The sequence below is a fragment of the Pantoea sp. RIT-PI-b genome (genome assembly GCF_001187905.1).
Taxonomy (GTDB): domain Bacteria; phylum Pseudomonadota; class Gammaproteobacteria; order Enterobacterales; family Enterobacteriaceae; genus Pantoea; species Pantoea nemavictus.
Map to the genome: position 1 here is coordinate 202,083 of NZ_LGIS01000033.1, position 22,103 is coordinate 224,185.

General features: G+C 49.7%; 28 protein-coding genes and 1 pseudogene. 17 read left to right on the top strand and 12 right to left on the bottom strand.

Going from position 1 to position 22,103, the window contains the following annotated elements:
• Nucleotides 1–22: 22 nt before the first annotated feature.
• Nucleotides 23–256, bottom strand: a complete 234-nt coding sequence (gene chaB / locus AC790_RS21895; RefSeq protein WP_049853186.1) for a putative cation transport regulator ChaB — start codon at nt 254–256, stop codon at nt 23–25.
• A gap of 411 nt (nt 257–667) precedes the next feature.
• Nucleotides 668–1,576, bottom strand: a complete 909-nt coding sequence (locus AC790_RS21900; RefSeq protein WP_049853187.1) for a LysR family transcriptional regulator — start codon at nt 1,574–1,576, stop codon at nt 668–670.
• A gap of 121 nt (nt 1,577–1,697) precedes the next feature.
• On the opposite strand from AC790_RS21900, the gene AC790_RS21905 reads away from it, so the two are divergent.
• Nucleotides 1,698–2,627 carry an alpha/beta hydrolase gene (locus AC790_RS21905; protein ID WP_049853188.1) on the top strand — a complete coding sequence of 310 codons (930 nt, stop codon included), beginning with the start codon at nt 1,698–1,700 and terminating at the stop codon, nt 2,625–2,627.
• A 791-nt stretch (nt 2,628–3,418) separates the two neighbouring features.
• Here AC790_RS21905 and AC790_RS21910 read toward each other — a convergent pair.
• Complete coding sequence (locus AC790_RS21910; protein WP_049853189.1) at nt 3,419–3,766, bottom strand: hypothetical protein; 348 nt, start codon at nt 3,764–3,766, stop codon at nt 3,419–3,421.
• Between the two features lie 188 nt (nt 3,767–3,954).
• Between AC790_RS21910 and AC790_RS21915 the strand changes: the two genes are divergently transcribed.
• Nucleotides 3,955–4,461, top strand: a complete 507-nt coding sequence (locus tag AC790_RS21915) for an ATP-binding protein (RefSeq protein WP_049853190.1) — start codon at nt 3,955–3,957, stop codon at nt 4,459–4,461.
• A gap of 176 nt (nt 4,462–4,637) precedes the next feature.
• Here the strand turns inward: AC790_RS21915 and AC790_RS21920 are convergent, their stop codons facing one another.
• The gene (locus tag AC790_RS21920) at nt 4,638–5,507 is read right to left on the bottom strand and encodes a LysR family transcriptional regulator (RefSeq protein ID WP_200902280.1); all 870 of its coding nucleotides are present in this window, start codon (nt 5,505–5,507) and stop codon (nt 4,638–4,640) included.
• 186 nt (nt 5,508–5,693) lie between these two features.
• Between AC790_RS21920 and AC790_RS21925 the strand changes: the two genes are divergently transcribed.
• The 6 genes from AC790_RS21925 to AC790_RS21940 all read left to right on the top strand — a co-directional run bounded on the left by AC790_RS21925 (nt 5,694) and on the right by AC790_RS21940 (nt 8,767).
• On the top strand, nt 5,694–6,275 hold the full coding sequence (locus AC790_RS21925) for an isochorismatase family protein (protein WP_049853192.1): 582 nt from the start codon (nt 5,694–5,696) through the stop codon (nt 6,273–6,275).
• A gap of 74 nt (nt 6,276–6,349) precedes the next feature.
• Entirely contained in the window at nt 6,350–7,108 is a 759-nt protein-coding gene (locus tag AC790_RS21930; protein WP_049853193.1) for a pirin family protein, read from the top strand.
• A gap of 81 nt (nt 7,109–7,189) precedes the next feature.
• The gene (locus tag AC790_RS25270; protein WP_255351279.1) at nt 7,190–7,312 is read left to right on the top strand and encodes a hypothetical protein; all 123 of its coding nucleotides are present in this window, start codon (nt 7,190–7,192) and stop codon (nt 7,310–7,312) included.
• 56 nt (nt 7,313–7,368) lie between these two features.
• Entirely contained in the window at nt 7,369–7,671 is a 303-nt protein-coding gene (locus tag AC790_RS25070; RefSeq protein ID WP_235440773.1) for a hypothetical protein, read from the top strand.
• 33 nt (nt 7,672–7,704) lie between these two features.
• A complete protein-coding gene (locus AC790_RS25075; protein ID WP_072093469.1) occupies nt 7,705–7,830 on the top strand; it encodes an N-ethylmaleimide reductase in 126 nt (41 codons plus the stop codon).
• Nucleotides 7,831–8,164: 334 nt separating this feature from the next.
• Nucleotides 8,165–8,767 carry a LysE family translocator gene (locus AC790_RS21940; RefSeq protein ID WP_049853195.1) on the top strand — a complete coding sequence of 201 codons (603 nt, stop codon included), beginning with the start codon at nt 8,165–8,167 and terminating at the stop codon, nt 8,765–8,767.
• A gap of 258 nt (nt 8,768–9,025) precedes the next feature.
• Here AC790_RS21940 and AC790_RS21945 read toward each other — a convergent pair whose 3' ends face one another.
• The 3 genes from AC790_RS21945 to AC790_RS21955 all read right to left on the bottom strand — a co-directional run bounded on the left by AC790_RS21945 (nt 9,026) and on the right by AC790_RS21955 (nt 10,741).
• Nucleotides 9,026–9,322: an AzlD family protein gene (locus AC790_RS21945; protein ID WP_049853196.1), complete on the bottom strand. Its 297-nt coding sequence runs from the start codon at nt 9,320–9,322 to the stop codon at nt 9,026–9,028.
• Nucleotides 9,319–10,035: an AzlC family ABC transporter permease gene (locus AC790_RS21950; protein WP_049853197.1), complete on the bottom strand. Its 717-nt coding sequence runs from the start codon at nt 10,033–10,035 to the stop codon at nt 9,319–9,321. The genes AC790_RS21945 and AC790_RS21950 overlap by 4 nt, the downstream gene beginning before the upstream one ends.
• Nucleotides 10,036–10,393: 358 nt before the next feature.
• Nucleotides 10,394–10,741, bottom strand: coding sequence for a hypothetical protein (locus tag AC790_RS21955; RefSeq protein WP_049853198.1), 348 nt, complete (start codon nt 10,739–10,741; stop codon nt 10,394–10,396).
• 373 nt (nt 10,742–11,114) lie between these two features.
• Here AC790_RS21955 and AC790_RS21960 point away from each other — a divergent pair, with 373 nt between their 5' ends.
• Nucleotides 11,115–11,813, top strand: a complete 699-nt coding sequence (locus AC790_RS21960; protein WP_235440761.1) for an alpha/beta fold hydrolase — start codon at nt 11,115–11,117, stop codon at nt 11,811–11,813.
• Between the two features lie 3 nt (nt 11,814–11,816).
• On the opposite strand, the gene AC790_RS21965 is transcribed toward AC790_RS21960, so the two are convergent.
• Both AC790_RS21965 and AC790_RS21970 read right to left on the bottom strand, forming a co-directional pair.
• Entirely contained in the window at nt 11,817–12,719 is a 903-nt protein-coding gene (locus AC790_RS21965; RefSeq protein WP_049853199.1) for a LysR family transcriptional regulator, read from the bottom strand.
• A 310-nt stretch (nt 12,720–13,029) separates the two neighbouring features.
• A complete protein-coding gene (locus AC790_RS21970; protein ID WP_049853200.1) occupies nt 13,030–13,548 on the bottom strand; it encodes a GNAT family N-acetyltransferase in 519 nt (172 codons plus the stop codon).
• A gap of 266 nt (nt 13,549–13,814) precedes the next feature.
• Here AC790_RS21970 and AC790_RS21975 point away from each other — a divergent pair, with 266 nt between their 5' ends.
• Nucleotides 13,815–14,363 (top strand): GNAT family N-acetyltransferase, encoded by a 549-nt coding sequence (locus tag AC790_RS21975; protein WP_049853201.1) that lies wholly within the window; start codon nt 13,815–13,817, stop codon nt 14,361–14,363.
• 282 nt (nt 14,364–14,645) lie between these two features.
• The gene (locus AC790_RS21980; protein WP_049853202.1) at nt 14,646–14,912 is read left to right on the top strand and encodes a hypothetical protein; all 267 of its coding nucleotides are present in this window, start codon (nt 14,646–14,648) and stop codon (nt 14,910–14,912) included.
• 44 nt (nt 14,913–14,956) lie between these two features.
• Here the strand turns inward: AC790_RS21980 and AC790_RS25210 are convergent, their stop codons facing one another.
• Both AC790_RS25210 and AC790_RS25215 read right to left on the bottom strand, forming a co-directional pair.
• A complete protein-coding gene (locus tag AC790_RS25210) occupies nt 14,957–15,313 on the bottom strand; it encodes a DUF4440 domain-containing protein (protein ID WP_049853203.1) in 357 nt (118 codons plus the stop codon).
• A gap of 50 nt (nt 15,314–15,363) precedes the next feature.
• On the bottom strand, nt 15,364–15,684 hold the full coding sequence (locus AC790_RS25215; protein ID WP_049853204.1) for an ASCH domain-containing protein: 321 nt from the start codon (nt 15,682–15,684) through the stop codon (nt 15,364–15,366).
• A 201-nt stretch (nt 15,685–15,885) separates the two neighbouring features.
• Here AC790_RS25215 and AC790_RS21995 point away from each other — a divergent pair, with 201 nt between their 5' ends.
• The 6 genes and pseudogenes from AC790_RS21995 to AC790_RS22020 all read left to right on the top strand — a co-directional run bounded on the left by AC790_RS21995 (nt 15,886) and on the right by AC790_RS22020 (nt 21,413).
• Nucleotides 15,886–16,101 carry a DUF1471 domain-containing protein gene (locus tag AC790_RS21995; protein ID WP_049853205.1) on the top strand — a complete coding sequence of 72 codons (216 nt, stop codon included), beginning with the start codon at nt 15,886–15,888 and terminating at the stop codon, nt 16,099–16,101.
• A 525-nt stretch (nt 16,102–16,626) separates the two neighbouring features.
• A pseudogene (locus AC790_RS22000) lies at nt 16,627–17,863 on the top strand (MFS transporter).
• Between the two features lie 17 nt (nt 17,864–17,880).
• Nucleotides 17,881–19,044 (top strand): mandelate racemase/muconate lactonizing enzyme family protein, encoded by a 1,164-nt coding sequence (locus AC790_RS22005; protein WP_049853206.1) that lies wholly within the window; start codon nt 17,881–17,883, stop codon nt 19,042–19,044.
• Complete coding sequence (locus AC790_RS22010; RefSeq protein ID WP_049853207.1) at nt 19,038–19,934, top strand: dihydrodipicolinate synthase family protein; 897 nt, start codon at nt 19,038–19,040, stop codon at nt 19,932–19,934. Before AC790_RS22005 ends, AC790_RS22010 begins: the two co-directional genes overlap by 7 nt.
• On the top strand, nt 19,931–20,827 hold the full coding sequence (locus AC790_RS22015; RefSeq protein WP_049853208.1) for a 2-dehydro-3-deoxygalactonokinase: 897 nt from the start codon (nt 19,931–19,933) through the stop codon (nt 20,825–20,827). Before AC790_RS22010 ends, AC790_RS22015 begins: the two co-directional genes overlap by 4 nt.
• Complete coding sequence (locus AC790_RS22020) at nt 20,817–21,413, top strand: bifunctional 4-hydroxy-2-oxoglutarate aldolase/2-dehydro-3-deoxy-phosphogluconate aldolase (protein WP_049853209.1); 597 nt, start codon at nt 20,817–20,819, stop codon at nt 21,411–21,413. Before AC790_RS22015 ends, AC790_RS22020 begins: the two co-directional genes overlap by 11 nt.
• Here the strand turns inward: AC790_RS22020 and AC790_RS22025 are convergent.
• A complete protein-coding gene (locus tag AC790_RS22025; RefSeq protein ID WP_235440762.1) occupies nt 21,390–22,073 on the bottom strand; it encodes a helix-turn-helix domain-containing protein in 684 nt (227 codons plus the stop codon). The genes AC790_RS22020 and AC790_RS22025 overlap by 24 nt on opposite strands.
• Nucleotides 22,074–22,103 lie beyond the last annotated feature (30 nt).

The window sequence follows — 22,103 nt, forward strand, 5'->3', positions numbered from 1 at the left end:
GGGCATGGAACTGAAGGTCTGCTCAGGATTTCTTTTTATGCCATTTAACGTCGCTGCCTTTTTCGTACGTATGCTTGACTGCAGCCCAGGCCACTTTATGTGACACTTCTTCCCGCGAGCTGTCATCCTTACGGTCTTTTTTATCTTTATACTCATCCCACGCGCTGTTAAAAGCCGCAAGGTAAATATCCTGCGCATGTGCAGGAAGGACATGTCTGACGCTGTCTGGCAGGGAGTCTCGTGATTTATAGGGCATATAGGTCTTCCTCTGATGAGAGACTTAAGCCTGGTTCACTTGAGATAAATTTCAATGTCCACGTATGCGATTGAGGTCAATGTTGTAGGGCCTGGATTTCGCACCTGAGGTAGTTTGATCATCCGGCATGTAACAATCATAGCTGTTCAAAGAGTAATGCTGATGATTCACCGATATGAGCAATAATTAAGAAGTAACAACATATAAGTTTGCTGACCCTATGATTTGCTTCCAGTCAGTAATGAGCGGCCTGTGCATTTAATGAGTTTTGCTCATCTTATTCATAAACATCTGCAGATTGAACAAGTCTGCCATTATCGGGCTCATTGTCCGCTATGAGCAAAAGCGGACGTTGAACCTGTAGATGAATTTCACATAACAGCATTTAGGATTTCTGTACGTACACTTCCCTTATTCCCAGGGTACGCCTTGCTCCCAGCTTTCAACCAGCAGGTCGATAAAGGCGCGAATTCGCGGGGATAAATGTTTTTTGCTGGGATAGATGATCCGAATTGGTTCAGGTGGGAAAGGATACTCCTCAAGCACAGGTATCAGCTTACCGCTACGCAGGTCTTCTCCTAACAAATAGGTTGGTAAGTGAACTATACCGAATCCGGAAATAGCCGATGCCCGCATGGCTTCCGAACTGTCGAGGTTTAGCCGCCCGGGTCCTTCATACACAAAAGTACCTTCCGGAGTCGCAAACCGCCAGCTGCGCCTCTTTTCTGCACTCAGAAGAAAAATAGTGTCATGCCTGATTAAGTCTGCGGGCGTTTCTGGAACGCCCCGTAAGGACAAATATTCGGGAGATGCACAAGTGACAATGTGCTGCGAAGCAATCGTTCGGGTAAGAATGCGCGAGTCATCGCGGGGTTCACCGATGCGAATGGCAATATCAAAGCCTTCTTCAATAAGATCAACAAACCTGTCGCTAAAGGACACCTCCGCACGAAGCTCAGGCCACTTTTTAAGATAAACATCCAGAATGGGAAGGATATGGTGCTGCCCAAAAGAAAGCGGCGCACTCAGCCGGAGAGTCCCCGTTGGCTTACCTCTGCGCATGGCCATGGCAGCATCGACCTCTTCCAGGTCATCCAGTATCTGCCGGCAACGTTCGAACATGATCCTCCCTTCATCGGTCAGACTCAGACTCCGGGTGGTACGGTTAAGAAGGCGTACCCCCATACGCGTTTCGAGTCTGACAATACTCTTGCCAATGGCTGAACGTGTGAGTCCGAGAGAGCCCGCAGCGTGGGTGTAACTCCCGGCTTTTACAGCCGCAACGAATGCGGCGATATCACCAATGCTGTTGATTTCCATGATTTATTTATCTCATTCAATACGGGCGTTAACGTACCCTGATAAGGGAAGCACATTCCCCAAATATTTACCTATCATAGGCACCTGTTACTTTTAAGCGCAAATGCAAACAGGAATTGAAATGCTGAATCAACAAACCAAACAAGCTGTAAAAGAATGGTCAGAAAGCCTGGCTGGCCTGGGCCCAATCATTACGGGTGAGGATACCGTAACGCCTATGAGCGAGGTGCGTGACGCCTATACCCGTATGCTGGCTAAAAATCCGGCACCTGCCGGCGTGTGCTTTTCTGAGGTCGACATGGGGGGCGTGCCGGGAACGCTGGTGACTCCCGACAACCTTGAAACTGATGCCATCGTTATGTACATCCACGGCGGGGCTTACATTGTCGGTGAACCGGCTGGCTATCACGGCATTGGTGGTAACTATGCCAGCATGCTGGGCGCAAGGGTTTACATGCCGGATTACCGTCTGGCGCCGGAGTATCCTTTCCCTACGCCCGTTACCGATACCGTTCGTGCGTATGAGTGGTTAACTGAACAGGGATTTGACGCCAGCAAAATCATACTGGCGGGCGAGTCTGCGGGCGGAGCGATGGTGGTTACCGTTATGGTTGCTGCACGCAACAAAGGCCTGCCGCTTCCGGCCGGCGGTGTTTCAATTTCCCCATGGGCCAACCTTGAGCACACGGGCGTATCCATGAACAACCGGGAAGGCCTCGATCCGCTGAACACCAAGGCCGGTCTGGATTTCCTGGCTCGCACCTTCCTGGGCGATGCGTTACCTAATCACCCAATGGCATCTCCCGTGTTTGCCGACGTGACGGGTTTGCCGCCGGTGCTGGTTCAGATTGGTGAAAACGAACTGATGCTGAGCGATGCGATGCGTTTGGCCACTCACCTGGGTGATCACCGCGTTCGCGTAAATCTGGAAGTCTGGCCAGGTATGTTTCACGCATGGCATTTCTTCTCCACGCTGCCGCCAGAAGCGGTACAGGCTCTGGAGAGCTCTGTCGTCTTTATGAAGCAGGCTCTGCGGGATGCCGCGAAGTAATTATCAATGATGAACTGAATAACGGGCGCGGCTGACCGCGCCCGGCAGGAGTGAAAATGCCCCATTTACAGACCCAACTTACTTATCCGCCGGATCTTGACTCACACAGCGCTTATAAGCACGTATTTCGCCCGGGCCGCCTTTATTATGCCACTTGAAGCCCGCATTCCGATGATAGTGGTTGGTCGCGCACGATAGGACCTGAACTGGATAGCGGAGGAAAGCGACGGATGGATATGGCATCTGAGTGACTTCTCAACTCCTCCGGAATTGCTTGAACTCTGGCGTAGCGTCTATGAAGACAATCGTTTCCGGCCGTGAAAATGTCACTGCCGTTTTGCAAAATGCGATCGCCAGTCAGCCTTTCTGATAATTGGCGGTGTTATTGCAAATTACACTCATGATTCAAAAGGACGAAAAATTTACGGCGCGCATTACAGGGTTGGTATGGAAAAGGGCGCTCGCAACACCTGGTCAATATGCTGGAGCGAATATAATCCTGGCTGGATTTAAATGGGTGATGTCTCCAACATTGATACAGAACTTCCAGGCAACAGATGAACGATGGCCGCCAGTTAACAACCGGCGGACACTAATTTTAGTTATCATTCTCCGCTTCTGGCACAACTCGGACGCTTGTTTGAGGTTCTCTATGAGCGAGAAACGGACTATATCCCACGTTGCAATACCCTGTACGTCATATGTTTCATTACGCAACGATGTCATGAATGTTTTATTTCCACTCGTGGCACGGTGCGAGCGTAGAAGTGGGTGAAACTTAAGCGTCTTTGTTAATTCCCGTATTCAACATCTTTCAAATCAGAACAGCGAGGCATTGCGCTCCATACCAACCCCGGATCCTTGGATGTGGTAAACGTGACAAGCGCACTTGTAGGCCCAATTTGAACTTCGTCTATTCGAACGTTTACGTCATCAGTTGTAAGATTTTGAGATGCAAAAACCCGATTATCTGGCCTTGTCACATCCTCAACTACTGCATCGGCCACCTGTCGTATATTTAAAGCTGGGCAGGCCTCAGTATCCGCCTTAATGCCAAGTTTAATATCAGCATAAACAGCCATAAAGCCTATGGCTGAAAGTGAGGCTATCACAGCGATTATTTTAATAAAAAAATTCATCACACATTTCATTTCATTGGCTTCAATCCATACGGGTTAAGATGATAACTTCTCAGCTTATATATCCCAAGAACAACTTTTTATATTGGCAACTTGCTTAAGATTTAATGTATAAGGCTAAATTAAATAGAGTTTATCCCCTCCCACCGGTATGGTGAGCCTTACCGGAACATACCAGTGAGGTAAAAATGGACTTCGATACAGAGGCAACTTCAGTAAAACCTACCCTGCATCTTTTATGCGGAAAAATTGCATCAGGCAAATCCACATTATCAGCAAAATTAGGTGCTTTACCTGGCGCCGTAATTATCAGTGAGGACGACTGGCTGGCTAAGCTCTATGCAGATGAAATGCAGTCAGTGGCGGATTATATTCAGTGTTCCTCAAAGCTCAGAAGCGCTATGAAGCCCCACCTGGTGGCACTACTCAACGCAGGCGTAACCGTTGTTCTCGACTTCCCGGCAAACACACGGACCCAGCGTGAATGGATGATGAGTATCATTAAGGAGTCAGGTGCTGATAATCGTCTGCATTATTTGAACGTATCTGATGAAGTCTGTAGAGCCCGGCTACACGCCCGTAACGCAGAAGGTGCGCACGACTTTGCAGCTACAGATCAACAGTTCGATACCATAACGAGTTATTTCTCAGAACCCACGGTTGACGAAGGGTTTAACATTATCGAATACCTCTAAATGCATCATCCACGATTAAGCCACCATCGAGCCGTTATTTTCCGGAAATTGACGGCTCTTATGATGCCTTAATACATGCAATGTCCGCTCCTGCATTAAACGGACTGACGTCAAACTATGTCCACTATGAGCGAAAGCGTACCTTTCGATTATAGCAATATGCGTAGCCGTCCAGGTCAGTCAGCTTGCTCGCTCAGCTTCTCACGCATAAATTCAATAAACACCTGAGTTTTCGCGGGTAGCAGTCGCGTTTCAGTAAGAGCATAAATCGTTACAGCTTCTGCCTTCCAGTCAGGTAATACACGGGCCAGTTTACTATCCGCAACGTCTTCCCCGACAATTTTGTCAGGCAGAATCGCAATGCCTGCTCCAATGGAGGCAAAACGACGCATCATACCAATGCTGTTCATCTGAAAACGCCCGGAAATTTTAAGGCTAATTCGGCTTTCTTCGCGATATAACTGCCAGTAACCGGGCTTATCCTGCCGCATACCTATACATTCATGATCCGTCAGCTCATCAGGGCTGCCGGGAATGCCATTCTGAATCAGATAGTCGGGGGATGCGTAAAGGCTGCGCGAAAGCGAACCGAGCTTACGCGCAATGAGGCCTGAATCGGGCAGACTCCCCATGCGAACAGCCAGATCATAGGGCTCCGACACCAAATCAACATTTCTCGGCGTTAAATCAAAATCGAAGCTGATACCCGGATAAAAGTCTGCGAATTCTTTAATAAAGGGCGCAAGCGTCATCACCGCAAAATCGGCCGGTAAAGAGACCCTCAGCATGCCCTGCGGCTGAGCCAGGAGGGAACCCAGCTGTTCATGCGCCAGACGCGCTTCATCAATGATGCGCCGGCTTCGTTCATAATAAATCTGGCCGGCTTCAGTCAGCTCAATCTTGCGCGTTGTCCTGTGTAACAGTCTGAGACCAATAAACTTTTCAAGCTCGTTTATTTTACGGGACAGCGTGGAATTAGGCATGCCGAGGGCTTCAGCCGCGCCACGAAAACTGCGCGCTTTAACGACCTCGACAAAGTAAGACATGTGATTGAGAAGTTCCATCTTAATTGTGCCATATGTGGAATATTCAATTCTGATATTAGCTATTTATCCCAAAAAATAACAGGATATACTTTAATCATTCGCAGGAGAGATGAATAAAACCCTGCATTAATCCTGATAAAAATTATAAGTATCAGGTGGTTAAACTAAATCTACAGGATAAATATCATGAGCTTTGAAAAATTCTCTGCTGACAATGCTGCCATGCTGTTAATTGACCATCAGGTCGGCACTATGGGCTGGGCCAAATCTATGCCCTTTGAAGAGTTAAAACGTAATGCGCTGATGCTGGCCAAATCCGCTGCAATTCTTAATATGCCGGTGGTGCTGACCTCAAGCATGGAAGAGCATGCGCAAGGTCCGCTGGTTGAAGAACTGAAAACCATTCTGCCGGAAGAGTTTGAGGCACGAATCAAGCGTCTGGGCATCGTAAACGCCATGGACGATGAGAACTTTGCCGCCGCGGTTAAAGCCACCGGCAGAAAGAAACTGATTATTGCGGGTGTCACCAATGACGTCTGTACGGTATACCCGGCACTGACACTGGTTGCAGCTGGCTTTGACGTGCAGGTCGTTGCTGATGCCGGTGCCTCACCAACCAAAATGGCTGATGACATTGCGCTCCGCCGTATGGACAAAAATGGTATTACCCTCACCACAACCAACCAGCTGATTGCTGAGCTGGCAGGAAGCTGGGCAACACCTCAGGGAGAGAAACTGGTCCAGGTATTAATGGAATCCTTTCAGTAAAGAATAAACCAGCAGGCCCGTTCGGCAGCGTTTTGCGCCCTCCGTGCGGGTCTGCCTTCCCGGACAGAAGGGTAATGACAATGCTTAAAATAGAAAACAGCAGTAAACGTCAGCATGGCTCTGGCGGTTTCGGTATCGATATTCTCTGGCCGGGCATGGTGCAGAATTCAGGCGACAGTGGTATTGGTGCAATCGGACGTATTGATCAGGCAAACGTCAAAGCCGGAACGGTAATTTCAATGCATCCACATAAGGATGATGAAATTCTCACCTATATGCGTAAAGGCAGAATGCTGCATCTGGACACGGTCGGTAATGAGGAAGAAATTTCTGATACCCGGCTGATGCTCATGAACGCAGGGCATACCTTCCAGCATGAAGAGCGCATTCTGGGTGAACAAGGCGAGTCAATGCAGTGTTTGCAGATTTTCATTCGCCCCTCAGAAACCGACCTGACACCACAGGTTCAGTTCCACGACTTTGGTACGCCTTACAGTGACAATATCTGGCGGCTGATTGCCGGCCCTGAAAATGCGCCGTTAACTTTTCGTTCTCAAACGTGGGTACAGGACGCGCGGCTTGCTGAAGGTAGCGAACTGAAGCTGCCGGCTGTTCCGATAGGTAACGTGGTGCGCCTGTTATATGTCTTTCAGGGCGCAGCGCGGATAGGTGAAATTCCTCTTAAAACGGGTGAGAGCATTATAATCGAAGGCGACGACGTTCACACCGTCACCGCACTTGACACCACTGATCTGGTGCTCTTCACTACTGACCCGGCGGCAAAAGTTTTCCGTGGTGGTATGTTCAGTGGAAATATGCACACGCGCCTGTAATGGCATTTATAAAAATTCACGGGTAGCGCATTTTTTCATAAGGACGGGCATCTGTTCATCCAGCTCATGCATACCGGCCGCATGAATCATCCTGACAACACGCCGCACCATCGTCAGGGCGTGGCACCTTCTGCTATTGCCCCCGGTGTGCTGTTGAGGCCGGTGCCGACGGTGTGGAAATCCACGGCGCTAATGCCTAACTGATACACCAGTTTTTAGCGCCCAGCGCCAACCAGCGCAGCGATGAATATGGCGGCTCGATTGAAAACCGTGCACGTTTTGCGCTGGAGGTGGCGGTAGCCATTACAGAAGAGATTGGTGCAGACAAAACCGCGATCCGTCTTTTTCCCGGCAGCCAGATTTGGGGTATCAGTGAAGGTGAAGAAGGTCCGGCACTTTATCGTTACCTGGTTGCTGAGCTGAATAAGCTCGGACTGAGCTATCTGCACATTATGCATATGGGCAATGAGACACTGCTGGATGAATTGCGGGCATTATGGACGCAGCCGCTGATACTTAATCGCACAGGGAAAAGCAGAGAAAGCATTGGTGATGATATCTAGTCCGGACTTGCCTATCTTGAATCTTACGGCCAGATGATTCTGGCTAACCCGGACTTCGTCAGCCGTATTAAAACAGAATCTCCGCTGAACAATGCCGATCCGGCGATCTATTACGGCGGTGGTGTCGCAGGATATACAGATTATCCTGAAATTGAGTGATTTATTATGTCAATGAAGAGGGTAAATATTCACGTATATCCTACTTTCATTTTATTAAGCCTACCATATTGATTGTATCATGCGGGGTAATTTTATTACTAATTCATCAACCTCCCGCTATTTATACTGAATACATAAGTTGATATATGGAATATATGGATGAGTTAGGTCGTTGATAAAATCCGCTTCTGGCACGAAGCGGACGCGGAAGTAAGGTCCGCTGTGAGCGAAAAGCGGACTGAAAGGTCACGCAGGGAACGCGTAGTAGATTTATTCTTAAATGTTAAAGATCATAGTAGCGGCTGAGTGAAATCTCGCCTATTATTAAAAGCTTATGGATATTAATCTTCTCGGCTTTATGCCAGCACTACTTCCAGTTGCACTCTCTCCAGGCGCAAGTTTCACACTCGTTATGGGTAGCGCTCTGGCAGGTGGCCGCAAAGGTCTTTACAGAACCCTCGCTGGTACAGCACTGGGTATCTACACCCATGCGCTCCTTATCGGATTCGGTATAACCGCAGTTATTGTGTCATCGCCGGCAATTTTTAGTGTGCTTAAAATTGCAGGAACATTATATCTTCTTTGGCTGGGAGCTATGCTCATCCGAGATGGTTTGAATGCACAGCACCCACAATCTCAAAAAAAACCGTCTCCAGTTACGATAAAGGAAGCCTGGCTTGCAAATGTTTTAAACCCCAAAGCAATTATTTTTTATTTGACGGTGGTTTCTCAGTTTGCAGGAAAGTATGGCGGGGTGGGCAATTATCTAACCTTGGCTTCTTTCCATGTGGCGATAATGGTCCTCTGGCTTATTATCATCAGTCATACACTGGTCTTCTCAACAAAGAAAATTAATCCACTGTTGCTGAAAAAATATGTAAACATGGCTGGTGGGCTGTTACTCATTATTTTTTCATTGCACAGTTTTATTGATTAATTTCCTGCAGCCGACATCTCACCAGTATCAGAGCACAGGGCACAGTGGCAATAAGTAGTGGAGTTGCCTCGCGTACACCATCAATAAAACTGTCCGATTAGTGGCTTTATTCTTTTTTGCCTGGCGTGATAACAACAGCGTGTCGCACGCCGTGCAACACTTTATCCATTATCTGGACTGCCGTGAAAGCCGCTGAAATAAAGCTATGCCCAATAATCAGTTAATTGACCATTCGGCAAAGACAATAGCTAAGAAGTATCACGTAAAAACCAGCTGCAGAAGTGCCAGCGATCCGATTGAGATAACCAGCGTGGACAACATAGGCAGTCGGACAGAGCACAGGATTGCAATGAATATGGCAATGATCTCAGCAGGATTCGTTGAAACGAAGTAGGGGGAAATGGCGGAGACCATGACGCAGCCTGGTGCACTCTGCATTACATAAGTTGCCCTGGGGCTAAGGTGACGGTTTCGCAAGACCAGATAGCCCAGCACACGCGTCAGATAAGTCACCGAAGCCATACCCAGAATGGTAACGACAGCAATCCAGCTCATGATCGCTGTCCTCCCAGAAACCAAGCTGCCAGCAGGCCGCAGAACGTACCCGCCAGAACATAGCTGTGTCCGGGAATGAGGTGATAAACCACTCCGGCTACGGCAAGGCTAATCAGCCAGGGAAGGGCTGCTGAAAAGCCTCTCCACATGCCTCTGAGCAGTACAATAAAGGTTGCCGGAAAGGCAATGGCAAATCCGTAGGCATCAACGTTGCCCAGCACCGGGCCAATCATCGCCCCAGCGATGGAAAACCCCACCCAGACGGGATAGAACGGGAAGCATGCACCAAGGAAATATCCCATTGTCAGCGCTTTATCTGCTGGCATGGTTGCGGCATTACGCAATGTTTTTGCATAGGTGACCGCCCAGCCTTCATCTGCCATCAGAAAAAGAGCCGGTAATACTCTTCGGCGAGGCAGATGCTTGGTGTAGGGCGTAAGCGCCGCACCCATAATGATGTGGCGGCTGTTAATCAGGAATGTTATGAGGATGATCGTCAGTATTGGAAGGGGGTTCTTCCAAATCTGAATGGCGGCAAATTCCGAACCGCCGGCAAAATTCAGCGCCGTCATGAGGCCGAGTTCAGAGACTGAGAGCCCGGAGCGAGACGCCTGCGCGCCCAGCACCAGAGCATAGGGCGCAACGGCGAGAAGAAGCGGAACGGCATCGCGCACGCCATCTGAAAAGCTGTCCGTGTTAAGTCGGGTTTCCATAATCAGAACCTGTCATTCGTAACAATGGCCTGTGCTGAGAGCTTGTGTAAACAAGCCAGTATCAATGCGTATGCCGCCCCCTCAGCAGGGTTCATACACGTGCAGAGAGAAGCGCTTCCCGGAGTTGAGTGTGATGATGCGCTGGGAAAGGCAGTTAAATCCGGCCTGGACCGCCTTGTCATTCAATTCTTGAGGAGAAACCAGCCGCATCAGCGAACTCAGTTCTTTCAGGGTTGAGTAGGGTGAGGGCGTTACGGCCTCAGCTCCCTCTTTGGGAAGCTGCAAAAGCGCAGCAAAAATGCTGCTGTCATGACACATTGCGCGTAGGTTTTTTAACGCATCATCAATATTGACGTATTCAAAAAGCAGGGCAGCGTAGACCAGATCCGCAGGTGCGCTGTCTGGTATGGCCGTTTGAATATCGAGCGCATAGAGTTCCAGCTGCGCAATCTGATCTGTATAGCGCGCGCGCGTCCGCGATGTACTCAGGGTTGATATCTACCCCAACGAGTCGCGTAACCCCGGCATTAATCACTTTATCGAAACCATTGCCGCCTGCGCAGCCTGCAATGGCGACGGACTTAGGTGAATATTCTGCGAGCAGCGTCTCCAGTTCACCGGAGAGCATATCCGCCTGGCCGACATCCGGGAGCGCCATATGCCCCTCATAGTCAGCTAAGGGAATGGAAAGCCATGGGTTACTCATAAATTCTCCTGTTAAAAGCAATCGAACGTGACGTAGGTAAGTTATATGAACAATGGCATTGTAAAGGGCATGTCCCCATTCTCAGCCTGCATGAATGGTTAAGCATCAGCACTACTGGATAATTTTTCTGCAGTTGCCCGCGCTGAATCGGCTGAAGCCTTACTTCGCGTGATAGAAGAGTTCATTTTATCTCTGCATCTCGTCAAAACCACTTAATGTCAGGCAGCGCGTGCGATTGATCCAATCAATAATTCATATGCATGTATTCATGCGATGAATGAAATACAGACATCATGAATTATCAAAATCACCGGTTGACGCTGCAGAGGGTGCGCTGCAGGATTGACAGAGCTTTCAGCTTAAGGACTGGCCTGTGCAACATCAGCAATTACCCGTGGTGCTTATTCCGGGATTTATGCTCGACGAGACCCTGTGGGATGAGTTCATCCGCGTTTATCCTGACGAGCGATGCTTTATTCGGGCAAGTCTCGCGCGTGGACATAACATTGCCGAGATGGCGCGTTATATTGTCAGCGATCTACCCCATCGCTTTATTCTGGTGGGTTTCTCGCTGGGCGGCTATGTGGCCCGGGCAATTGCTGAGGCCTATCCCGAACGTACTGTCGGCATGATTCTGATTGCCACCTCGCTGCGGGAAGATTCGCCTGAACAGCGCAAGCTGCTCGATGCTGCCTCCCGCGTCGCGCTGTCCGGAGACTTTAACGGTATCAGCCCGGTTGCGATTAAACGATCGCTTCATCCTTCGCGACAGGGAGATACGCTATTAATCCAGAGAATACGTGAGATGGGAAAACGACTGGGATCGGGAGTGTTCAGAGCGCAGGCTCTTTTGGAACGAAATGACATCACCACCCGCTCTTTTACCGGACCGGTTAAGGTATTTGCTGCAGATGAGGACCGGCTCCGGCGTTATGAAGAAGTCGCGGAACTGGCGAATTGCTTTGGGAGCGACGTTGAGGTTATTAAAGGAAGTGGCCATCTTGTCCCGCTTGAACAACCCGGCCAATTAGCCCGATATATTTCAGTCTGGCTCGATTCTGTCGGGCTGTGACGCTCAGAGCATGCGGCAGACGCGAAAGATCTGCTCACGCAACCAGAGGTGCGCTACGTTACTGGAATCGCGCTTATGCCAGTAAAGATTCCAGCTAAAAGGGGGCGCGTCAAAGGGCATCGCTTTGATCACAAGGCCCGAAAAATGTGGGGTCGTTGCCATTTTCTCAGATACCACCGAAATCAGATTGGTTCTGGCCAGTACAAAGGGCAGAGTCAGCCAGTGCGGTATGGTCACGGCAATGTTACGTCTTAGGCGTTTTCCCGAAAGCAGATCGTCGACAAACCGGACATCTGATGAGCTGGTCGCCACATGCAGGTGGCCGATGTTCAGAAATGCGTCAAGGGTGAGTTCACCGGACGTAAGCGGGTGCTGCGGGCGCATGATGCATACTAGCCTGTCGGTAATAACCGGCTCGCTGATCACGCCTGAGGTATGACGTAGCTGAGAACTGACGGCAAAATCCAGGTTGCCATCTTCCAGGGCAGTTATGGTCTTATCAATGGGCGTATGTTCGATGTTAATCTTCACGCCCGGCGCCTGAGACGTCACAGAGGCAAGCAGCTCCGGCAACAGCATAGAACCCATCAGGTCTGCCATTCTTCCTGAGAACGTCAGCCCGCTGGCTGAAGGATCGAAGGAGACTTCCGAAAGCATCAGCCGCTCGGCTTCCTTCAGTATTCTCGTGACACCAGCGCTGATTTCAATGGCGCGCGGTGTCGGCTCCATCTGCCCATTAACCCTGATGAACAACTCGTCAGCAAATAGCACGCGAAGCCGCGCCAGCGCGCTGCTCATGGCTGGCTGACTCATCGGAACTTTTCGGGCTGCGCGGGTAACGTGCTTTTCACGCATCAGCGTGTCAAAAATGACCAAAAGATTAAGATCGACTGCCCGGAGGTTCATTAATTCGACTCAAATGAAAAATTCAGCACAGTTAAACATAAGTCATTTTTATTGTCATGAGCGTAAGAAACCTCAAACCTGAATTCTACGTGGTTGTCAGGTAGCCAGGGAAGTAATGCTTAAACTGAGTCATTTTTTAATCGAGCTATCAGTCTTTATTAATCGGATTAAAAGTTTGATTTTCATTAGCATCTAATTAGGCAATGTCCGCTTCTGGCACAGAATGGTCTGGCGTAAGGCTTATGTCCGCTAAGAGTGATCTGCGGACATTACTGACATCGCAGTATATTAATCAACGGTGAATAGTCTACTAACGTATAAGCATCCGTACCTGCTTACCATGGTAGTTAACATACCCTTGAAACTCGAAACCAAAACGCTCAGCGAGATAATTTGAGCGTTTATTTTCTTCGTCAATGATACAGCACACTGAAGAGGAAAATGTCTTATCGGCCCAAAGTAAAATTGCTGTAAATGCTTCAGACGCATAACCGTTTCCCCTAAATTCGGGAATCAATGTCCATCCAGCTTCAGGGTATTTTAACGCAGGGGTGATATCGCGATGGGCATCTTGAAAACCAAATGCACCAATATAACGACTTGTTGTTTTTTCAATAACTGCCCAGTAGCCATAACTTAATGCATGCCAGTGTCCGATATAGCGTAGTAAGCGTGACCAAACGATTTCTGCTGTCGGATTCTCACCGCCATTAATTTTAGCCATCTCAGGAGTAGCCCAGCTTGCCATAAGCTCTGGAAAATCGCTGAGCGCAAATTGCCTTAAAATCAGTCGGGCAGTTTCAAGTTGAGGCGCTTGCTGAGCAATCATCACTTCCTCCAATCGTAGCTATTCAATGCAGCTTTAAACCACCATGCATGGTTCATCTCACCCGAGCAACTACAACAACGTCCGCTTTTGGCACGTAGCGGACAGCTGAACGTGAGTAAGTCCGCTTGAGCGAGATGCGGACGTGAAAATAATGATGGCATGGGTAGTCTTCCACCATAAAAATAACCCCCATTGTGAACCTGAAGAATTCTGGCTATAAAAAAGAAAGAAAACTCATAGAATCCATCAAAAGCTCAGGAGACATTTTGCTGCTAACTACCTCCCGACTGCATCTTCGTCCTGTAATCACCTCAGACGCAGATGACCTTTTCAGAATTTATGGCGACCCTGCCACAAATACGTTTAATCCTGCAGGTCCGTATCCTGATATTGATTACGCTTGCGATGTTTTGGCTCGCTGGCTTAAACACTGGGAGGATTACGGTTTCGGAAACTGGGCTATCACTTTGAAGGATAATCCCGAAAGGATCATCGGCTTTGGCGGACTGACTATCCGCAGTTATGCCAATAACGATATCAATAACCTCGGATACCGTTTCTCCACTGAGTCATGGGGGAAGGGGCTGGCGACAGAGTTTGCTAACTACGTGGTCAGCTACGGGTTTTTTGAGCTCAAAATGCCTGAGATATCTGCTGCAGTAAGAGCAAATCACCTGGCATCGCAGAAAGTCCTGACGAATGCCGGACTCCGGTATGTAAAAGACATTCACGATGTTAAAAATGCGCCTGCCAGCATGCTGTTTACTCTGACCCAAACCGATTGGAACAAAAGGGGGCTGCCGAATTCATTTTAACATAAGACTATGGCCACGAATCTAGACACTACCTTCAGCTGGCGTAACTTGATGAAAAACCAGAGTTCACTGGCCTCCCTCCGGACACAGCCAATACGATGAACGCCATATTAGGCAGTTGTCATCATCGTAAGACGTCCGGTAGTGGCACAAAGCGGCCCGTTTCCGTATCGTGGTCAATCAGAGAGGGGAGGGGGATGATATCTATTTGACAGCTATCGCTTTTATCTTTAATCAGTTGCATTACATTATGTTTACAGCATTTAGCTAATGGAGCGACTTATGCCGCATTACTGCATTTATAAAAATGATAAGCATACCCTGGTGGTGAACAGAGCGGATGAAAGCAGAGCAACGTTGCTGATTAGTCAAAGGTATGACAAACAGTTTGAAGAAGTAACCGCATCCGATGCTGAAGCTGCACTGCTACGTTTTAGGGATATTTGCCAGGAAGAAAAGACTACGGAGTCTGCATTCGCAACGGGTGGAGCATTTGTAGCGCTAACGGTTGGCTTGAAGGCCGCGGTAGATTCGTTGTTCCTGAAATAAAGGCCCTAAACCATAGCTTATTGCTAATGCCTCAATATGCATTATTAAGTTGAACCTGCTTCTGGTGTGCCCTGGTGAAAAGCGAGCTGCCAGCCGTTTTCCTCGCAGAGTATCCAATAAGATGTGCGTAGAGACGCTCGACTACCATCGGATTGGGAAGTTCTGTAATGCAATATTACGCAGGCATCACCCAGGCAGATCAGCTGAAAATCAGCGCTCAGAATATCCGGGGCATCTTTCTCGTGCTCGAGTGATGCTATGGTCTCGATGCGGTTAACCATCAAGCCTGAACGGGTGATTTCGTGAAATTGTGGATGCAGTATTTGCTCAAGCCAGTTGCGATCGCTCCGCTTTACGCCATGAAGGCTGCACTCCAGAATTTTTAGCTTTTCTAGCAGCACGGGTTATATCCTCGACCTTAAGAGCATTAGATTTCGCCCGCGTTTCGGTGTCATTCGTTAGCCGACGCAAGGTGATGTATTACATCTACCTCAGAATCTAGCTCAATATCAGGATAGTGTTCACGCATCCCTTCCAGCATGACCTTATCTGGCCACACATCTCGCTTATCCAGATAACCTGCAACAGCAGACAACGGCATCCTGTTGACTTTGGTCACCATCACTCGTGCTGTGTCAGATGCATCTGATGCATTCACATAGGTCATCGCACCCGGAACTATCTCCTGTTCACCCCAACGGATGGTATGCGTTTTTGTGCCTGTCCGAACTTCGGAAAGCAGCCGCGGGACAATTTTAAGGCTTTGAACCATGTTCGCTCCTGATTAGCAGTAGTGTACTTGCTCAACTCTGCTGTGCGATGAAGTGATATCCATAGGTAGTGCCTATCGACGCAATAGTTAGCACGATCACAATACCAGCATTTATTGTTAATTGTGAAATGATAACTATAGGTATTATTATTACATCGAAAGCGAACGAGCTTTCAACCACACAAATTAAGGAATATGACCATGAAAACTATCAAAGCAATGTCTATCGCCGCCGTAGCCGCTCTTTCTCTGATGTCTGCAGCAAGCTTTGCGCAGAGTGTTTCAGTAACCTCCGGTACGCTGGATGGTGCAGAAGCAAAAATTGCAGCGAAGGCTCAGGAACAAGGTGCTCAGTACAAAATTACTGAGGCAAACACCAACAATATCGTGCACATGACCGCAGAATTATACAAATAAAGGATGGTCGCAAAGGGAAGTGCCGGAAAAGGTCGCCATAATGGCGGCCTTTTTCGCGTCTGAGCTTTAAATGTGTGCTACATGGTGTGTCCTCAGCTGCGGACATCACCATGTACTCATAAAGCAATAACATGACCTTGAGTTCTGTAAAATCTAGTGGGCCGAGATGACAAATACGCATTGCAAAAAACCGTCGGCAGCATAGGTAAAGCTTTGGATGAATGCGTAATGACTTAATCCGTTCACTATAATCGCGGCTTCCATTGAGCGCTTGGTCAGAGAACACTTCTCTGCTTCACTATGTGAAGCAATTGCCGGATTTGTTCTTTGATTAGCTTCACGCTATCTCTCAACGCCTGCGCAACATCCCACCAAAATTCATACGCTAACTTCCAAGACATGACGCGTCTCCCTGTGGCGCGACATTTACCCTCTGGAGGTCGTATGGAGAATTCAACCCGTCAATATGGCGGTGAGTACGTGGCGACAAAAACCAATAATCCGCCAAAGCGTACTGCCAAAATCATGATGGCAGCCGGGATTGGTCATTTTATCGAGTGGTTCGATTTTGGCTTATACGGCACCCTGGCGGCGATTATTGCCAGCAACTTCTTTGTCAGTTCTGACCCAGCTACCGCACTGCTGAAGTCTTTTGCTGTATTTGGCTCCGGCTTTTTAATGCGTCCACTGGGCGGCTTCTTTTTCGGTTCCATGGGCGATCGTCTGGGACGACGCAAAGTGCTGGTGACGGTGATTGTCATCACCTCAATATCTACATTTGTGATGGGCATTCTGCCGACCTGGCATCAGGTTGGCATTATCGCACCGGTGCTGCTGGTGATGACTCGATTAGTACAAGGCTTCGCCGCAGGTGGTGAGAGTTCCGGGGTAATCACCTATCTGGCAGAGAGCGCTGAGCCGCATCGTCGCGCCACGCTTACCTGCTGGAGTGAGAACTTCAGTTTCATGGCGTTTGTTTGCGGCTCTGGCCTGGTGCTGCTGTTGACCTATGGGTTAGGTGAGACGGCAATGAATGACTGGGGATGGCGCATTCCTGCTCGCTGCACCGCTCGGATTGGGGGGGTTATATATGCGCCGCAACATGGAAGATTCGGCGGAATTTCACAAGTTAAAAGCCACCGGCAAAATCGAAAAATCGCCACTGCGTACTGCCTTCAAAACCTCATTGTCGGCGTTGCTGTTTTGCACCGGTTTCGTCGTGATCAAAGCGGTCAGCAGCTGGGTGCTGCAATCCTTTATGCCCGGCTATTTGTCTACGCATCTGCACTACAGCCGTACTGATTCTTATCTCATCACCACGCTGGGCTTACTGAGCGTCGCTATTTGCATGCCGATCACGGGCTACTTGTCTGATAGATGGGGACGACGACCGCTGATGCTGGTGGCATGCGCGGGTTTCATCCTGTTGACCTATCCCGCCATGCTCCTGATGACACAGGGATCGGTCGGCAGCTCTATCGCGGCAATGAGTGTATTGGGTGTGTGTGTTGCGCTGTTTAATGGCGGCTGTGGCGCAGCCATGGTCGAACTGTTCCCGACGGCGATTCGCTATGGTGGCATCGCGATGTCCTACAACCTGACTGTGGCAGTGTTTGGCGGTGTAACCCCACTGGCATCAGCCAGTCTGATCTCCTTAACGGGCGATCCGCTGTCACCCGCCTGGTACGTGATGATCACCGCGCTAATTTCATTCATTGCAGTGTGGTTTGCCAAAGAAACTGCCGGAAAAGTGTTGGATTAACGGAAACTGGAGCCTTTATGCACATAACGAAAGTGGAGTGTTTCCCACTCAAAATCACCCCGGAACATGCCTACCTCGGCGGTAAGTCGGACGGAACCGGCCCGGATTATTACTATCGTCCAGAATACCGCTGCGTCTACTCACGCAAGATGGAAACCTGCCTGGTGAAAATTACCAGTAGCGAAGGGCATGTAGGATGGGGAGAAGCCCTTGCGCCGGTGGTGCCTCAGGTGATCGCGGAACTGATTAAGCAACTTTTTGCGCCATTGTTGATCGGGGAATCGCCATTCTCTAGCGGCGTGCTCAACTCAAGGATGTATGACTCGATGCGCGATCGTGGACATACCGGTGGTTATCATATCGACGCTATTGCTGGTGTGGATATCGCATTGTGGGATCTCAAGGGCAAAATTCTGGGTCTTCCGGTCCATCAACTACTCGGCGGTGCTTTCCGCGATGTGATTCCTTGCTATGTCTCGGGTTTACCTGAGCCCGACATTGAAAGCCGCTGCCGCCTCGCCCGGCAGTGGCAGGAGAAGGGCTTTAATGCCGTTAAGTTAGCCCTGGGTTACGGCGTGCGCGAAGACATTAAAAATATTCGCGCCATTCGTGAAACGCTCGGCGATGAGGCGCAAGTCTTCATTGATGCGCACTGGAATTACAGCGTGGCAGAGGCTACCGATTTAGCAGCGCAACTGCACGCGCTGGGCGTTGGCTTTCTTGAAGCACCACTGCTGCCAGAAGATATCGCCGGCCATCGCGAATTACGTGGCAAAAGCGCGGTCAGCATTGCGTTAGGTGAAACCGAGCGTACGCGTTATCAATTCAAAGCGGTGATTGAACAGCGCGCTGCAGATATCCTGCAGCCCGATGTCGGCAGAACCGGCATTAGCGAGCTGATGCATATCGCGTCGCTGGCCGAGACATGGAATTTACGCGTAGCACCGCATTTAAGCGTAGGTTTAGGTCCCTGCATCGCCGCGTCGATCCATGTTGCCGCCGCCATACCCAACCTGTTTATGCTCGAATATCAGCCGCCCGTTTTTGCCATCGCTAATCAACTGGTTAAGCAGCCACTGATTTGCGCACGCGGTGAGTATCATCTGCCGCAGGGCTCAGGGTTAGGCATTGAAATCGATGAAGATCGCGTGCGCGACGTGGTGATGGAGGCTGCATGTTAAAAGGTAACGTTCCGATTCTCGCCACGGCTTTTGATGAGCAGGGCCAGCTGGATTTGGCCTCCATTGAACGTTTGGTGAAATTTCTGCTGCAACAAGGCATTGATGGCCTGGCATTGTTTGGCAATGCTTCCGAAGGCTACGCCTTAACGCAGGATGAAAAACAGACTCTGTTCTTTTGCGTCAAAAGGCTGGTGGGGGATTTACCGCTGGTGGCTGCAGCTGGCGGTGCTTCATCCGCGGTTGCTATTGAAGAGATCAACCGGGTGCATCGCTGGGGAGCTCAGGTGGCAATGGTCAATCCGCCTTCGGTGGTTAAGCCCGGTCCGGAGGAGATCTATCACTTCTGGCGAGACATATGCCAGGCCTGCGAAATCGATATCATGATCCAGGACGCGCCTCTGATGACGGGCGTTAATATTCCCGTATCAACGCTGGTGCGTTTGTGTCAGGACTTTCCTGCCATCAGGTATATCAAAGTGGAACAACCGCCGACGACGTTGAAAATCACTGCGTTAAAACAGGCGCTTGGAGATAGCGTAGGCCTGTTTGGTGGCTTGAACGCAGGTTTCCTGTTTGAGGAGTTATGCCGGGGTGTAACGGGCACCATGCCTGCTTGCGAATTCCCGGACGTGATTAATGCCATCCTGGCGGCATGGCAGCAAGATCGTCAGGAAGCGCAGGCGCTGTTTTATCGCTATCTACCTTTCCTGCGCTATGGAGTGCAACCGGGGATTGGGGTAGCCATACATAAAACAGTGCTGCACCAGGCAGGGATATTTGCCAGTGACTATGTACGTGAGCCGGCGAAAAGTCTGGATGACGCCACGCGTCGGGAATTGAAAGAGATCACGGATTATCTACCTCTCGCCGTGTTGGGAGGACGTCCATGAACTATATCGCGGTGGATTGGGGCACCAGCAACTTTCGCGCCCTCAGCGTGCGCGATGGCGTAGTGATCAGATCTGTGCAAGACAGCTGCGGCGTCGGCAAGTGCCAGCGCTCAGCGTTGCCTGAGCTTTTAAAGCAGCAGCTGCATCGGCTGGAAGATGCTTACGATGAACAAATACCCGTGCTGCTCTGCGGCATGATTGGCAGCAATATCGGTATTGCTGACGCCGGTTACCTCGATATGCCACTGAGTTTTTCGCAACTACTGGGTAAAGGCATGGAACTGCCGGATATCTTGCCAAATCCGCTGACCTTACGTCCCGGCATTTGCGATAAACGAGTCAATGAGATCTGCCGGGGTGAAGAGATGCAGCTGGCGGGTGCGCTAACGCTTTCTGATGCCGCCACATTCGCCGCCGTCGGCACCCACAGTAAATGGCTGAAGGTTGAGCGCTCGCAGCAGCAGGTCACAGGGATGCAGACCTTGATGACCGGCGAGCTTTATCATTTGTTACTCAATCACTCCGTGGTGGGTAAGGGCTTGCCGGAGCAGGTTGACTCACCTGCCGCTTTTCAGGCGGGAGTCGAAACGGCGCTATCAGTGGTGCATGAAAAAGTTGAACTTGTGACGGAACTGTTTCGCTGCCGGGGCCGTTACATTCTTGGTGCACTGGCACAGGAAGAGGCCGCTTCCTGGCTTTCTGGATTGCTCATAGGATACGAAGTTGAATGCGGGCATCCCGGCGACGATAAAACGGTGTGCTTTATTGGTAGTGAAATACTATTGCCACGTTACCAGATGGCATGTGAGGTTTTGCACCGTCGTTATGAACTTTTAGCCGCCGAAGACACAATCATTGCCGGGTTGAATGGGGTGTTTAGCTATGGCGGATAATCATCAAATCATCGCAATCCTCCGCGGGATTACGCCCGAAGACGCAGTGCCGCATATTGCCTGTTTGGTTGAGCATGGCATTTATCGTATAGAAATCACGACCAATTCACCCAACTGGGAAATCAGTCTGCGACAAGTCCGCCAGCGCTTTGGAAATGATATCCAGCTCGGTGTTGGAACGGTCACTACAGAAGATCAGGTGCAGCGCAGTTTTGCCGCCGCTGCGGATTTTATTCTGACTCCTAATCTGAATCCGGCTGTGATTGCGCAGGCCAAGCTGCATAGACTTTTAGTGTACGCGGGGGTGTATTCGCCGAGTGAAATATTCACGGCGATCGATCTGGGAGCAGATGTGATGAAAGTTTTTCCGGCCTGTGCACTGCCAACAAATTACCCTCAACTGGTGAAAGGTCCGCTCTCTCAGCCCGTCAGCTTTTCAGCCGTGGGTGGGGTAGGGGTAGAGAATGCAACTGAGTTCCTGCGTTATTACGACAGTGTGGGGCTCGGTTCCGCGCTGTATAAAACGGGCCAGCGCGTGTCTGAGACAGCGGCTCGTTGCGAATTATTGCTGCAGCATCGGCAGTGATTCTCCGCTGATTTTTTTCGCTGCCGACGTCAGATACAAACGTAAGCTTTCAATATCCATTTTTTCACTGCTGATATTCGATAGCGCGATCGCTGCCTGCATGCCAGGGATATTACATGCCAGGCGGTAATCGCCCTCTCCAAAATCTTTGGCAAACACCTGATGCCGGCGCGACTCGTCAATATCACTTCTCAGCAGTTGATAATCGTGGATACCAATCTGGCTAATAATCTCTTCGTCGCTCATCGCTGATAGAAGTTTTATACCGATTACCGAATCATGGACCGGATAGGACTCATAATTGCCTATGGCACGCGCAATACTTTTTCCGCCACGGGTATGAATCAAATAGACCACCTTATTTCCACTTAGCACTCCGATCACGATGGAGATGGCGTGATTCCCGCTCTCTTCCAGTAAGTCCATTACTGCATTGTAAAAAGCCGAATTGTGAATCGCGTGAGCCGATAAGCGGTGGATACCGATACCCAAACTGTATTTGCGGTTGGCATCGCGCTGTACCATATCCAGCGTCAGTAAAGTCTGTATTAATCGCGTAACCTTGGCTGAATCCAGTCCAAGCTCCCGTCCCATTTCACGAATTCCATGCGGACGAGTCGCTGTCGCGAGTAAGTTCAGGCAGCGGAAAGCATCGTACACTGTGCTATTCATGGATGGCCTTATTGATGA